Here is a 12,936-nt window from a genome sequence, read left to right on the forward strand (position 1 = left end):
CTCCGGCCCCGCCCGTCATGCCGCCCGCGGCTCCGCCGGCACCGATAGCGGCCCGCCCCGAGCCGGTGGGCGAGGCACCGATCTTCCGGGAGATGGAGGCGGTCTGGTTCCGGTCCCACGGCAACGACGCGACCGCCATCTTCACCCGGCCGCGGTTCGACGAGCCGCCGGCCGAGACGTCCGGTGTCCGGGCGTCGGCCGACGGCAGGGCGGCGGCGCTCAGCTCCCCGACCACCCCGCTGCCGATCCGTACCCCCGCTGTCGGCGGCACGGCCGGCCCGGCGCAGCCGCCACCGCCGTCCTACGTTCCGCCGGCGGCCCAGCCCGCGTCCGCGCCGCCCGCGCCACCTGCGCCGCCGGCGCCGGCCGAGCCGGTTGCGGCCGACGCGGACGCCTGGCGCACGGCGGCCGACGAGGGCTGGTCGCGCGCCAGCCGGGCGGCTGAGCCGGCCGACGGCGGGACCACCCGCTCCGGGCTGCCCAAGCGCGTGCCGCAGGCGCAGCTCGTGCCGGGCGGCATCGAGCCGCGCGGCGGCCGGGAGCCCAGCCGGCGCTCCCCGGATGACGTACGTGGTCTGTTGTCGGCCTACCACCGCGGTGTGCAACGCGGCCGGGCGGCCGGGACGGACCAGAACCACAATTCCAACAAGGAGACCCGATGAACAGGCCAGCGGCCATTCAGGACATGGGTTGGCTGCTCACCAACTTCGCCGACAGCGTGGCGGGAATCGCCCACGTGGTGGCGGTGTCCGCGGACGGGTTGCTGCTCGCCTCCTCCCGGGACCTCCCCGGCGACCGGGCGGACCAGCTCGCCGCGATCACGTCCGGCGTGGTGAGCCTGACCGAGGGCGCCGCCCGGATGTTCAGCGCCGGAGGCGTCCTGCAGACAGTCATCGAGATGGACAGCGGCTACCTGTTCCTGATGTCGATCAGTGACGGCTCGTCGATGGCGGTGCTCGCCGCGCGCAGCTGCGACGTGGGTCAGGTCGGCTACGAGATGGCTCTGCTGGTCGAGCGGGTCGGAGCCGCGCTGGTGCCGCTGCCGCGCGACGCGGTGCGCTCGTAGCCGCAGCGCGGTGCGTGCAGAAGCCCGGGGCGCGACGACCGCGCAGAGACGACGGGACAGGAATGGGACCGGAGCCGCCGGGCACCGGTACGGAGAGGAGGTGAACGCGGATGGAGCCCCGACGTGACCCGCGCGGCGCGCTGGTGCGGCCGTACGCGGTCACCCGCGGCCGTACGGAGCCACGGCAGGAGATCGCCCTGGAGGCCGTCCTGATGGCCACGCCCACCCAGGTCGCCGAGTCCCGTTTCGCCGGCCACGACAAGCACCGCATCGCCACCGTCTGCGATGGCCGGGCGCAGTCGATGGCGGAAATCGCCGCCTACACCCGGATGCCGCTCGGCGTCGCCCGGGTGCTCGTCGCCGACATGGTGGCCGAGGGCCTGCTGACGCTAAACACTGCTGCTCCCGTCGAGGGATTCGAGGAGCGGATGGAACTGCTGGGAAGGGTGCTAAGTGGACTTCGCAGGCTATGACCCCGCCGGGGGGCAGCAGAGCCGCGGGATCGTCTCCGCCAAGATCGTCATCGCGGGCGGGTTCGGGGTCGGCAAGACCACACTGGTCGGCGCGATCTCGGAGATCACCCCGTTGCGGACCGAGGCGGTGATGACCGCGGCCGGTGTCGGGATCGACGATCCGTCCAAGGTGCCGGGCAAGGAGACCACCACGGTCGCCATGGACTTCGGCCGCATCACCATGGCCCAGGACCTGATCCTGTACCTCTTCGGTACGCCGGGTCAGACCCGCTTCTGGTTCATGTGGGACGAGATCATCCGGGGTGCGGTGGGTGCGGCAGTGCTGGTCGACACCCGCCGGATCACGGACGCCTTCGCCCCGCTGGACTACTTCGAGAACCGCAACCTGCCGTACGTGGTCGCGCTCAACTGCTTCGACGGCGCGCCCCGGTACGAGCTGGAGGAGGTTCGCGAGGCGCTGGCCATCTCGCCCGAGGTGCCGTTGATCATGACGGACGCCCGGCGGCGCGACTCGGTGAAGCACGTGCTGGTCACCGTCACCGAGCACGCGATGCTGCGGCTCCAGGCCGAGCACGGCCGGGGCTTCCCGACGCCGGTCGGCTGAGGCGCGACGAGCCTGCGGGGTACGCCCCGCCCCGGTCCGGCGTTCGCGCCGGACCGGGTACCGGTCGATCCGGACACCGGGGCACGGAGGTGACGGCCGCCCGGTTCCGTTCGGGCCGTTCGCCCGGCCGGGACCGGCCGGGCGGCGCGCGGGGCCGATCGACGATTCGCGGTGCCCGCTGCCGGCGATTCACGCCCGCGAGGATGACTGTCGGTCATACCGCTGGGTAATCTCTCCGGCATGACCGCCAAGGTGACGCTCTCCTTCTCCGACGAGACGATCGAGGAGGCCCGCCGGTTCGCCCGGCGCGAGGGCATGTCGCTCTCCGCCTGGATGGACCAGGCCGCCCGGGAGAAGGCGCTCCGGGAGGTCTTCGCCGCGCACGCCGCCGCCGTCGGCCGCGCCGGAATGGATCTCGAGTCGGCCGCCCTCGCCGACGCGCGCGAGGTGAGCATGGTCGACGACCTGCTCTTCCGCGGGCGTCGGCGTGCTGCGTAGGGGAGAGGTCTGGCGCATCGAGGGCGCCCGGGAGCGGCTCGGGCTGGTGATCAGCTCGGACGTCTACAACTCCACCGAGGTGCCCATCGTGATCGTGGCCGAGGTGGTGGAACAGGCGCTGCTGCGCGACTCGCCGCTCGCCGTGCCGATGGGTGGGTACGTGGTGATGCCCGACCGCCTCTCCTCGCCGCTGAAGAAGTGGTTCACCGAGTGCGTGGACGTCGCCGACACCGACACCATGCAGCTGGTCGGCCGGGCGCTGCGGATCCTGCAGGAGCTCTGAGCCCCGTCCGAGGGCGCCCGGGTGGGGGCGGGTAGGCTGCCCGCCGGCCCGGCCGCGCCGGCCGCCGGGGCGTGACCGGAGGCCATGACCTTGCCCCGGGACACGTCGAGCGGACCCCGCTTTGACCAGCCGACCGGGCTCCGGGTATCGTTGCCTGCTGTTGTACGACATCCAGAGGCGTGCCGCTTCAGGTACGCTTGGTCGTTCGTGCGCGCCTGGTGACCCGGCGCGCGACCCCAGACCGACGACGAGACAAGGTAGACCTGTGCGTACGTACAGCCCGAAGCCGGGTGAGATCGAGCGTCAGTGGCACGTCATCGACGCTTCTGATGTCGTGCTGGGCCGCCTGGCCACCCACGCCGCCACGTTGCTGCGTGGCAAGCACAAGCCGACCTTCGCGCCGCACGTCGACACGGGCGACTTCGTCGTCATCGTGAACGCGGGCAAGGTGGCGCTGACCGGCAACAAGCGTCAGCAGAAGATCGCCTACCGCCACTCCGGCTACCCGGGTGGTCTGAAGCAGGTCGGCTACGACGAGCTGCTGACCAAGCGTCCCGAGCGGGCCATCGAGCTGGCTGTCAAGGGGATGCTGCCGCACAACAAGCTCGGCCGTAAGCTCATCAAGAAGCTGAAGGTCTACGCCGGTGCCGAGCACCCGCACGGCGCCCAGCAGCCGGTGCCGTTCGAGATCAAGCAGATCGCGCAGTGAGCGCGGGCGAAGGAATCAGCATGACCGACATCACCGCCACCGAGGTCGCCCCCGAGGCCACCGAGGCGCCGGCGCCCGTCGCCCGCGCGCCTCGTGGTGACCGCCCGATCCAGACCGTGGGCCGCCGCAAGGAGGCGATCGTCCGGGTCCGCATCGTGCCGGGCACTGGCAAGATCACTTGCAACGGCCGCGACCTCGAGGCCTACTTCCCGAGCAAGGTCCACCAGCAGCTGATCAAGGACCCGCTGGTGACCGCCGAGAAGCCGGAGGCGTTCGACGTCATCGCCAACCTGCGTGGCGGCGGCATCACCGGTCAGGCCGGCGCGCTCCGGCTGGCCATCGCCCGGGCTCTGATCGTCAACGAGCCCGACGACCGCCCGGCCCTGAAGAAGGCCGGCTTCCTGACCCGGGACGCCCGAGTCAAGGAGAGCAAGAAGTACGGCCTCAAGAAGGCCCGCAAGGCTCCCCAGTACTCGAAGCGCTGATCACCATCAGCGCGTTGTACGCCTGACGGACGGCCGGTCCGCCTCCTTCACACGGGAGGTGGGGCCGGCCGTTTCGCTTCTTCTCTGTCGACCGCGTCATCGGAGGTTTGGCGGGTATGGGTCGGTTGTTCGGTACGGACGGCGTCCGCGGACGGGCGAACGTGGATCTCACACCCGAGCTGGCGCTCGCCGTGGCGGTCGCCGCCGCGCACACGCTCGCCGAGACCGACCGGAGCCATCCCCCGGTCGCCGTGGTCGGCCGGGACACCCGGGCGAGCGGCGAGATGCTGGAGGCCGCCGTCGTCGCGGGCCTCACCAGCGCCGGCGCCACGGTGATCCGCGTCGGCGTGCTGCCCACCCCGGCGGTGGCCTACCTGACCGCGGAGGCCAAGGCCGACCTGGGCGTGATGCTCTCCGCGTCGCACAACCCGATGCCGGACAACGGGATCAAGCTCTTCGCCGCCGGCGGGCACAAGCTCCCCGACGAGCTGGAGATGAAGATCGAGGCGGCGGTCGAGGCGAACGCCACCTCGGCCTGGGACCGTCCGGTGGGCGCCGGCGTGGGGCGGGTGCACGATCTGCTCGACGGTGCCGACCACTACGTGCAGCACCTGGTCGGGACCGTGCCGCACCGCCTCGACGGGATCAAGGTCGTGGTCGACTGCGCCAACGGCGCGGCGGCCGACGTCGCCCCGGTCGCGTACCGGGAGGCCGGCGCCGAGGTGATCGCCATTCACGCCGAGCCCGACGGGCTGAACATCAACGACGAGTGCGGCTCCAACCACATCGAGGCGCTGCGCGCCGCGGTCGTCGAGCACGGCGCGCACCTGGGCATCGCGCACGACGGCGACGCCGACCGGTGCGTGGCGGTGACCGCCGACGGCGACGAGGTCGACGGCGACCAGGTCATGGCGATCCTCGCGCTCGCCATGCGGGAGGCCGGCACGCTCACCGACGACACGCTCGTGGCGACCGTGATGAGCAACCTCGGGCTGCGGCTGGCGATGTCCGCCGAGGGCATCCGGCTGGTCGAGACGAAGGTCGGCGACCGGTACGTGCTGGAGGAACTGCGCGCGTCCGGGCTGGCCCTCGGCGGCGAGCAGAGCGGACACATCGTCATGCCCGCCTACGCGACGACCGGCGACGGCGTGCTGACCGGCCTGCACCTGATGGCCCGGATGGCGGCCACCGGGCGTTCCCTGGCCGAGCTGGCCGCCGTGGTGACCAAGCTCCCGCAGGTGCTGATCAACGTGCCGGTCGGCGACCGCACCGTCGGCGCCGCCGCTCCGGCGGTACGCGCCGAGGTCGAGCGGGCCGAGAACGAGTTGGGCGGCACCGGCCGGGTGCTCCTGCGCCCCTCCGGCACCGAGCCGCTGGTCCGGGTGATGGTCGAGGCCGCCACCGAGGCGACGGCCCGGTCGGTCGCCGAGCGCATCGCCGAGCAGGTCCGCACCGCCAGCCCGGTCGCCTCCTGACCACCCCGGCGCCCGCCGGATCGACGCTTCGGCCGCTCGTCACTCCTCGGCGAGCAGCCGCGCGGTCGGTAGCCGGCGTAGCAGGGTCGCCGGCAGGAGCGCCGCCAGGCCGCTGACCACGATGCCGGCGGCGGCCGTGGTGCCCGCCACCAGCAGCAGGCCGGCGGGGAGCGTTCCGACGAGCGCCACCGCGCCCAGCAGACCCAGCAGCGCGCCGCTGCCGGCACCCAGCGCTCCGAGCGCGAGCGCCTCGTAGGCGATGAGCCGGGCGAGCGCCCCGTCGGCCCAGCCGACCGCACTGAGGGTGGCCAGCTCGGCGGCCCGGTCGCGGATGCCGAGGTAGATCACGTCGGCGACGGCGGCCGCGCCGAGCAACACGGTCGCGACCGCGGCGACCAGGTCCGCGCCGCGCACGCTGAGCGAGATCGCGTCGCCCAGCAGACTGCCGACAACCGCGCCGCGGAAGGCGTACGTGACGGTGCCGACCAGGGTCAGCGCCGCGACGCCGATGGCCAGCGCGCCCGCGCCGAGCAGGGTGCGCCCCGGCGTCCGGGCGAGGTTGGTCAGGGCCAGCTGGAACAGGGTGCGCGGCCGGCTACCGCGGCGGGCGACGGCCACCGGGGGGCGCAGCGCGGCAGCCGGGTGCGCGCGACTGGCGCGCAGCGCCGGCGCCAGGCCCGCGACCAGAGCCAGCAGCAGCGCCACCGGTACGGCGAGCAGTGCCTGCCGCCAGCCGACGTCGATCCCGAGCGCGGCGGAGATCGGTGTCGCCAGGGCGACGGAGAGCAGGCCGGCGACGAGGCCGAGCGTGGCCACCTCACCGAGCACGAGCAGGCTGATCCGCCGCGCCGACCAGCCGAGGCAGGCGAGCAGCGCCAGCTCCGGCCTGCGGTCCCGGACCGCCGCGGTGACCGCGTTGGCCAGGAAGACCGCGCACACCACCAGTACGAGCAGGAAGAGCAGCACGCTCTTGCGGTCGACCGCCTGCACGATGACGGACGCGACCCCGAGGGCGGACCAGTTCTCGGTCAGGCGGAGTTCGGGGCGGCCGAAGGAGCCGGCAGGCAGCTCGACGGTCTGCGGGGCGGGGGAGGAGCCGAGGGTGATGTCCACGTCGAGTCCGGTCGCCTCGGCGATCCGTTCGGCCACCAGGCGGACCCGTTCCGCGGCGCGTTCGCTGTAGCCGTCGACGTTCGCGACACGTACCCGGACGGCGCTGATCGGCGCGTTGCGCTGTTCCCGGGGTGCCCCTTCCAGGAGCTTCGGCAGGGACTCCAGGTTGGTCAGCAGGAACGGTGGCGTGCTCAGGTAGCCGGCGGGGTTTCCGCCGGGGAACAACGGCTGACCGCCGAGGGCCGCCCGGCTCCGGTCGTCGGCCCCCTCGGCGGTGGGCGGCTCGTACGTCTCCAGCGGCACCCGGGACAGGTCGCCGAACCGGGTCAGCCGCGCGGGGTCGAAGACACCGACGGGCTCCCATCCCGGCATCTTCCTTCCGCCGAGCCCGCGCGTCTCCAGCTTGTGCAGCGTGCGGAACGACGTGTCCGCCCCGAGCCAGGGCACAGGTGCGTCGCGATTGCGGGACTGGCCGTACACGCCGGGATCGGGGTGCACCGTCCGGGCCCGCAACGTGCCGTCGGGAAGCTCCTCGTAGCCGGGCGGGCCCGCCTGCACCACCGACTGCAGCTCGCCGTGGCAGCAGCTACCACTGTCCCGGAGCGCTTCCGCCAGTTGCGCGTCCTGCGCTGCGGCGACGTCCAGCCGGGCGGAGCCGGCCGGGGTCGCCTCGGCGGTCTCCAACGCCCTGCTCACCGCCGCCTCGGGAAGACCGGCAACCCGCTGGGGGCGGAGCCGGGTGAAGGCCACGGAGATGGTGCCGTCGACGTACGGCCGGCTCGTCGCCAGCACCGGGAACTGCCGGGTCGGTACCCCGGGCAGATCCCTCGGCAGGTCGTCCGGGCGCAGTGCCCGGCCCTGCACGACGGCGCCGCTCAGCCCGACCAGGCGTTCCTCGGCCGGCGGGTCGACGGCCGCGAGCAGGAACGGCATGTGCGCCGAGATGTTCACCGTCAGCCGGTCGCGCACCCGCGGGCGGAAGGTGCCGGTCGGCAATTCTCCGGCGTACACCATCTCCGTGTCCTCGAACCGCCCGTCGGGGCGGAGCCGGAACGACCAGAATCCGGTGTCCTCCAGCTCCGATCGGGAGCTGCCGAGCTCGCCGACAGGTTGAGGTATCCCGCAGATCGGCTCCGTACGGCCGCTGGGGAGGACCTCCAGCGGACCTCCGGACACCGCGCCGCCGCACTGGGCGAGCGGATAGGACTTGCCGTTGGTGTGCGGAACGGGCTCGGCGAGGGACTCCACCGGCCCGACCGGCTGGGCCACCTCGTTGCGGGTGACGTAGACGTAGTGCGGGCGGGCCGACGCGCGGGACAACCCGCGCTCGGCGATGTAGGTCGGGTCGATCCGGATGACCTGGCGGTCGGCGTCGCGGTCCACGGCTGCGGTGAGGTCGACCTCCACCGGCACCCACCGGATGGAGTGGCCGAGCATCGCGATCGGTGCCGCCACCTCCACCCCGTCGACCGCGGCGACCTGCCGGTACTGCGCCGGACTGATGCCGCCGAAGAGTCCGGAGAGGTAGTTGGGCTGCACCCGCCCCCGCGCCGCCTCCTGCGCCGTCCGGCTCCCCTTCGGCCGGACCAGGACGTCGTACGCGGCCGCGCTGTCCCGCTCGACGGTGCCGATCACCTGGAGCCGGGACGCCGTGGTGGCGCCGGTGAGCACGATGAAGCCGGTGGTCGCCACGAGCACGCCGGTCAGCAGGGCGATCGACCGTCCGGCCCGCCCGCGGAGCTGCCGCCAGATGAATCCGAGCATCGCGTCCCGCCTCTCCGTCAGGTCGCAGGTCCCGCTCCCGGGTCGGAGCGCCGCCGTGCCCCGGCCGGCTCAGAGCCGCAGCCGGGCGGCGCGGTCGAAGGTCTCCGCCGGCTCCTCGCCCTCGGTGAGGTCGAGGTCCTCGGCCACCCGACCGTCACCGAGCCGGATCAGCCGGTCGCAGCGGGCGGCGATGGCCCGCTCGTGGGTGGCGAGCACGATCGTCATGCCGTGCCGGTCACGCAGGCCGAGCAGCAGGTCGAGGATCTGCGCGCCGGTCGTCGAGTCGAGGTTGCCGGTGGGCTCGTCGGCGAGGAGCAGGCCGGGATCGCCCATCAGCGCGCGGGCGATCGCGACCCGCTGCTGCTGACCACCGGAGAGCTGCGCCGGCAGGGCCCGTTCCCGATCGGCGAGGCCGACGGCGTCGAGCAGCTTCCGGGCCTGGGCGAGGTGGTCGGTACGACCGCGGCGGGGCAGTACGGGGGCGAGCACGTTGTCCAGCACGGTGAGCGCGGGCAGCAGGTGGTAGCGCTGGAAGACGAAGCCCACCCGCTGCCGGTAACGCGCCAGGCCCGCCCGGCGCAGGCCGCTGATCTCCACTCCGTCGACGGTGATGGTCCCCTCGTCGGGCTCCTCGATCGCCCCGATCAGATGCAGCAGCGTCGACTTGCCCGACCCGCTGGGCCCGGTCAGCGCCACCACGGAGCCCGCCGCGATCGTCAACGAGACGTCGTCGACGGCCGTGATCTGCTCCGCCCCGCTGCCGAACCGCCGAGCCAGGCGCTCCACCGAGACCGTGCTACCGGTCCGCTCGCTCATCGTCTACTCCTCTGCCGTCAGGCGCGCCGTCGGTGGCCGGTGCGGGGCCGACGGCGGGCACCAAGGGGAGGGCGCCGAGGCGCCGAGGTGGATACCGAGCCGCGAGGTGGTGGTGGCGCCCGTCAGCACCACGAACCCGGTCGTCGTCACGAGCACGCCGACTGTGAGCGCCACCTCCCGCACGGCCGCGAGGCCGACTTCGGATGATCCGAGCGTCTCGCGCCTCCCCGTTGTGCTGCCCATCACTCTGCGCGTTACATTGTCACAATGCAAGACCGGAATTGGAGGAGACGATGGCGATCCAGCACGCTGTCCTGGCGTTGCTGGCCGGCGGGCCCAGCTACGGCTACGAGCTGAAGGGCGAGTTCGAGAACTCCGTCGGTCCACAGTGGGGCCCGCTGAACATCGGGCACCTCTACCAGATCCTCGACCGGTTGTCGCGGGACGGACTGGTGGTCGCGCACCGTGAGGAGCAGCCGACCAAACCGGACCGGGTGGTCTACGAGATCACCGACGACGGGCGCGTCGAACTGGACCGCTGGCTCGGCGAACCGAGTCCGCGCAGCGGCGGATTCCGGGACGACTTCTTCCTGAAGGTGACCGCCGCCGCCCGCTCCGGGGCCGCGCGGACCGTACGGGCGGTCCTCGGCAACCAGCGCGCGCACCTGCTGCGGGAGCTGCGCAACCTCGACGGTCTGCGGCGTACGGCCGGCGACCCGGTGGTCGGGTTGCTGCTCGCCGCCGCGTGCCGGCATGTGGAGGCCGACCTCGCCTTCATCGACGACGCCGAGTCGGTGCTGCTCGCCGACGGCGCATCGGTGCTCTCCGCGATCGCGGCGGCCCGTCCGGCGCGGCCCTCCGGCGAGGGGTCGGGCTCGGCCCGGGTCGCCGGGTAGCTCGCGGTTCGCGGGGCCGGCGGTCCTGTCCGGCGGCCCTGGGTCGTCCTTGCCCGGTGGCGGCCCCAGGCCCGGCCGTGTCCGGTGGCCGTCCCGGACCCGCCTTGCTCGGTGGCGGTCCGGACCCGGCCGTGCCCGGTTCCCGTCCCGGACCAGCGTTGCTCGGTGGCGGCCTGGACCGGGCGGTCGCGGCGGGGGCCTCCGGTTCGGGTCCGGGCGAGCGGGCGGCGGTCAGGCCGCGGCGAGCCGCCGCAGGCGGGTGACCGCCTCGGTCAGCACCTCGGGCCGCTTGCAGAAGGCGAAGCGGACCAGCCGCCGCCCCGCCTCGGCGTCGTCGTAGAAGACCTGGGTCGGCACCGCGACCACCCCGCACCGCTGCGGCAGTGAACGGCAGAACTCCACCCCGTCCCGGCCGCCGAGGGGGGTGACGTCGGCGGTGACGAAGTAGGCGCCCTCCGGGGCGAGCACCCCGAAGCCGGCCTCCGCCAGGCCCTCGACCAGCTGGTCCCGCCGGGCCTGCATCCCCGCCCGGAACCCGGTGAAGTACTCGTCGGGCAGGCCCAGCGCCACGGCCACCGCGGGCTGCAGCGGCGCCGCGTTGACGAAGGTGAGGAACTGCTTCACCCGGAGCAGCGCGGAGACCAGCCGGGCCGGCCCGCTCGCCCAACCGACCTTCCAGCCGGTGCAGGAGAACGTCTTGCCGGCCGAGGAGATCCGCACGGTGCGCTCCCACATGCCCGGCAGCGTGGCGAGGGGCAGGTGTCCGGCGGTGGCGTCGGTGAAGACCAGGTGCTCGTACACCTCGTCGGTCACCGCGTAGGCGTCGTGCTCCTGGCACAGCTCGGCGACGAGGGCCAGCTCGGCCGGAGTGAAGACCTTCCCGGTCGGATTGTGTGGCGAGTTCAGCAGCACCAGGCGGGTCCGCGGCCCGAACGCCGCGCGCAGCGCGTCCGGGTCGAAGGCGTACCGGCCACCGTCGACCGGGCGCAACGTGACCGGGCGGCGGACCGCACCGGCCAGGGCCACCGAGGCGGCGTACGAGTCGTAGTACGGCTCGAAGCAGACCACCTCGTCGCCCGGCTCGCAGAGGGCGAGGATCGCGGCGGCGACCGCCTCGGTGGCGCCGGCGGTCACCACGACCTCGCCGTCCGGGTCGTACTCCAGGCCCCAGAACCGGCGCTGGTGCGCCGCGACCGCCGCGCGCAGGGCGGGGATGCCCGGACCGGGCGGGTACTGGTTCTGCCCGGAGCGCAGCGCCTCAGCGGCGGCGGCCAGCATCTCCGGCGGGCCGTCGGTGTCCGGGAAGCCCTGGCCCAGGTTGACCGCGCCGGTACGAACGGCGAGCGCGGACATCTCGGCGAAGATGGTCGTGCCGAACGGCCGCATCCGGGCCACCAGCGGATCGACATCGGCGGTCGTCGTCACGTCCGCCAGCCTACGACTCCCCGGCCCCGGCTCAACCGGCCGCTCCGCCGGAGCAGCTGGCTCGCGAGCCGGCAATGCCGACCTCCTCGGTGATCGGCGCGCCACCGTCGACCCGCACCGAGCAGGTGAGCGTGTCCCCGGTGCCGGCGATCCTGCTGGCCTGCAGCGCCACCTGGTCGCGACGATCGGTCCGGATGCTCCTCCGCCACGGCAACGGCCTCGCGTCCAACCAGACGGGCACGCCGTTCGCGTCGTAGTACAGGATGTCCGCCCGTCCCCGGCCGGTCACCTCGTAGAGCACCGAAATCCGACCGGGCCCGCTGGAGGGCGTGGTGGCGGGGCTGGCCGAGGGGGTCGGCGGCGAGGTGGCGTCGTCGGCCGGGTCGCCGTCCCCGCCGTCATCGTCCGGGTCGCGGTCCGCGCCGTCGTCGGCCGGGTCGCCGTCCCCGCCGTCCGCCGACAGGTCGTCGGCGAACGGGTCGGCCTGGGCGTGGTCCGCGGGCCGGTCGGAGAGGCGGGCACCGAGTGCGACGCCGCCACCGAGCAGGAGCGCCCCGGCGAGGAGCGCGCCGACGAGCCGCCGGCCCCGCCGCGCGCCGGGCCGCACGTCACCGGCGACCGGGTAGGTGGCGCCGCCGCGGAGATCGCCGATCGGCGGCGACGCCGCGTCGGCCGTCGGGGCGGACAGATGAACCGCTGTGGGAAGCCAGAGGTCCGGCCGCGCCGCGGTCTCCCCGGCGGATGCCGGATCGAGTGGCGCCCAGGGTTCGGGTTGCGGGGTTCGCGGCGACGGATCGGAGGGCGGCGGCCCGTCGGACATGGGTACTCCAGTTCGCCTCGCCGAGCAGGCGTCGGTCGGGCCCGCCAGCCTACGGACCGCCCGGCTGCGCCGTGCGGGCGTCCCCGGCCCGGCATGCGGTGCGGACGTCCCCGGCCCGGCCACGTGGTGCGGGCGTCGCCGGTCCGGCCGGTGGGCCGACGTTCCCGGCCCGGCCACGCGGTGCGGACGTCCCCGGCCCGGCCACGTGGTGCGGGCGTCGCCGGTCCGGCCGGTGGGCTGACGTCACCGGCCCGGCGGCGCGCTGAGGGTGTTCCCGACCCGGCCACGCGGTGCGGGCGTCGCCGGTCCGGCCGGTGGGCCGACGTCACCGGCCCGGCGGCGCGGTGAGGGTGTTCCCGACCCGGCGGCGCGGTGCGGCCCGGCGGCGCGGTGCGGGCGTCCCCGGGTCGGCCGAATGGTGTGGGCGTTCCTGGCCCGGCCGGTGGGGCGGACGTCCCCGGCCGTCCCCCGAGCGGCGGGGCGTCGACGCGCGGGAGGTCGCCCTCCCC

Annotated in this window: 13 protein-coding genes and 1 pseudogene; 10 read left to right on the forward strand and 4 right to left on the reverse strand. The window is 74.0% G+C overall.

Going from position 1 to position 12,936, the window contains the following annotated elements; all coding sequences use genetic code 11:
* From E1211_RS24055 to glmM, 9 genes and pseudogenes are all read left to right on the forward strand, one after another.
* Window positions 1–662: pseudogene (locus E1211_RS24055) on the forward strand (ATPase); the annotation flags it as partial.
* Window positions 659–1,066, forward strand: coding sequence for a roadblock/LC7 domain-containing protein (locus tag E1211_RS24060; RefSeq protein ID WP_120684473.1), 408 nt, complete (start codon window positions 659–661; stop codon window positions 1,064–1,066). The pseudogene E1211_RS24055 and the gene E1211_RS24060, both read left to right, overlap by 4 nt.
* Before the next feature lie 110 nt (window positions 1,067–1,176).
* Window positions 1,177–1,539, forward strand: coding sequence for a DUF742 domain-containing protein (locus tag E1211_RS24065; protein ID WP_132351282.1), 363 nt, complete (start codon window positions 1,177–1,179; stop codon window positions 1,537–1,539).
* Entirely contained in the window at window positions 1,520–2,143 is a 624-nt protein-coding gene (locus tag E1211_RS24070; RefSeq protein ID WP_132351283.1) for an ATP/GTP-binding protein, read from the forward strand. Before E1211_RS24065 ends, E1211_RS24070 begins: the two co-directional genes overlap by 20 nt.
* Window positions 2,144–2,383: 240 nt before the next feature.
* The gene (locus E1211_RS24075; RefSeq protein WP_132351284.1) at window positions 2,384–2,641 is read left to right on the forward strand and encodes a DUF6364 family protein; all 258 of its coding nucleotides are present in this window, start codon (window positions 2,384–2,386) and stop codon (window positions 2,639–2,641) included.
* Window positions 2,631–2,924, forward strand: coding sequence for a hypothetical protein (locus E1211_RS24080; protein WP_132351285.1), 294 nt, complete (start codon window positions 2,631–2,633; stop codon window positions 2,922–2,924). Before E1211_RS24075 ends, E1211_RS24080 begins: the two co-directional genes overlap by 11 nt.
* A gap of 265 nt (window positions 2,925–3,189) precedes the next feature.
* A complete protein-coding gene (rplM, locus tag E1211_RS24085; protein ID WP_018720634.1) occupies window positions 3,190–3,633 on the forward strand; it encodes a 50S ribosomal protein L13 in 444 nt (147 codons plus the stop codon).
* 20 nt (window positions 3,634–3,653) lie between these two features.
* Window positions 3,654–4,118, forward strand: a complete 465-nt coding sequence (gene rpsI, locus E1211_RS24090; RefSeq protein ID WP_076466623.1) for a 30S ribosomal protein S9 — start codon at window positions 3,654–3,656, stop codon at window positions 4,116–4,118.
* 116 nt (window positions 4,119–4,234) lie between these two features.
* The gene (gene glmM / locus E1211_RS24095) at window positions 4,235–5,593 is read left to right on the forward strand and encodes a phosphoglucosamine mutase (RefSeq protein ID WP_132351286.1); all 1,359 of its coding nucleotides are present in this window, start codon (window positions 4,235–4,237) and stop codon (window positions 5,591–5,593) included.
* A gap of 39 nt (window positions 5,594–5,632) precedes the next feature.
* On the opposite strand, the gene E1211_RS24100 is transcribed toward glmM, so the two are convergent.
* Complete coding sequence (locus E1211_RS24100) at window positions 5,633–8,470, reverse strand: FtsX-like permease family protein (protein WP_132351287.1); 2,838 nt, start codon at window positions 8,468–8,470, stop codon at window positions 5,633–5,635.
* A gap of 69 nt (window positions 8,471–8,539) precedes the next feature.
* Complete coding sequence (locus E1211_RS24105; RefSeq protein WP_132351288.1) at window positions 8,540–9,286, reverse strand: ABC transporter ATP-binding protein; 747 nt, start codon at window positions 9,284–9,286, stop codon at window positions 8,540–8,542.
* A 293-nt stretch (window positions 9,287–9,579) separates the two neighbouring features.
* On the opposite strand from E1211_RS24105, the gene E1211_RS24110 reads away from it, so the two are divergent.
* Window positions 9,580–10,182: a PadR family transcriptional regulator gene (locus E1211_RS24110; RefSeq protein WP_165947332.1), complete on the forward strand. Its 603-nt coding sequence runs from the start codon at window positions 9,580–9,582 to the stop codon at window positions 10,180–10,182.
* Between the two features lie 231 nt (window positions 10,183–10,413).
* Here the strand turns inward: E1211_RS24110 and E1211_RS24115 are convergent, their stop codons facing one another.
* Together E1211_RS24115 and E1211_RS24120 are read right to left on the reverse strand one after the other, a co-directional pair.
* Window positions 10,414–11,607 carry a pyridoxal phosphate-dependent aminotransferase gene (locus tag E1211_RS24115; RefSeq protein WP_132351290.1) on the reverse strand — a complete coding sequence of 398 codons (1,194 nt, stop codon included), beginning with the start codon at window positions 11,605–11,607 and terminating at the stop codon, window positions 10,414–10,416.
* Window positions 11,608–11,638: 31 nt separating this feature from the next.
* Window positions 11,639–12,427 (reverse strand): MmpS family transport accessory protein, encoded by a 789-nt coding sequence (locus E1211_RS24120; RefSeq protein WP_132351291.1) that lies wholly within the window; start codon window positions 12,425–12,427, stop codon window positions 11,639–11,641.
* Between the last annotated feature and the right edge of the window lie 509 nt (window positions 12,428–12,936).

Origin of the sequence: Micromonospora sp. 15K316 (genome assembly GCF_004348525.1) — a bacterium.
Taxonomy (GTDB): Bacteria; Actinomycetota; Actinomycetes; order Mycobacteriales; family Micromonosporaceae; genus Micromonospora.

Coding starts and splice junctions, on each gene's coding strand:
- E1211_RS24060 (WP_120684473.1), top strand. CDS start 659: ATGAACAGGCCAGCGGCCATTCAGGACATGGGTTGGCTGCTCACCAAC.
- E1211_RS24065 (WP_132351282.1), top strand. CDS start 1,177: ATGGAGCCCCGACGTGACCCGCGCGGCGCGCTGGTGCGGCCGTACGCG.
- E1211_RS24075 (WP_132351284.1), top strand. CDS start 2,384: ATGACCGCCAAGGTGACGCTCTCCTTCTCCGACGAGACGATCGAGGAG.
- rpsI (WP_076466623.1), top strand. CDS start 3,654: ATGACCGACATCACCGCCACCGAGGTCGCCCCCGAGGCCACCGAGGCG.
- glmM (WP_132351286.1), top strand. CDS start 4,235: ATGGGTCGGTTGTTCGGTACGGACGGCGTCCGCGGACGGGCGAACGTG.
- E1211_RS24100 (WP_132351287.1), bottom strand. CDS start 8,470: ATGCTCGGATTCATCTGGCGGCAGCTCCGCGGGCGGGCCGGACGGTCG.
- E1211_RS24105 (WP_132351288.1), bottom strand. CDS start 9,286: ATGAGCGAGCGGACCGGTAGCACGGTCTCGGTGGAGCGCCTGGCTCGG.
- E1211_RS24110 (WP_165947332.1), top strand. CDS start 9,580: ATGGCGATCCAGCACGCTGTCCTGGCGTTGCTGGCCGGCGGGCCCAGC.
- E1211_RS24120 (WP_132351291.1), bottom strand. CDS start 12,427: ATGTCCGACGGGCCGCCGCCCTCCGATCCGTCGCCGCGAACCCCGCAA.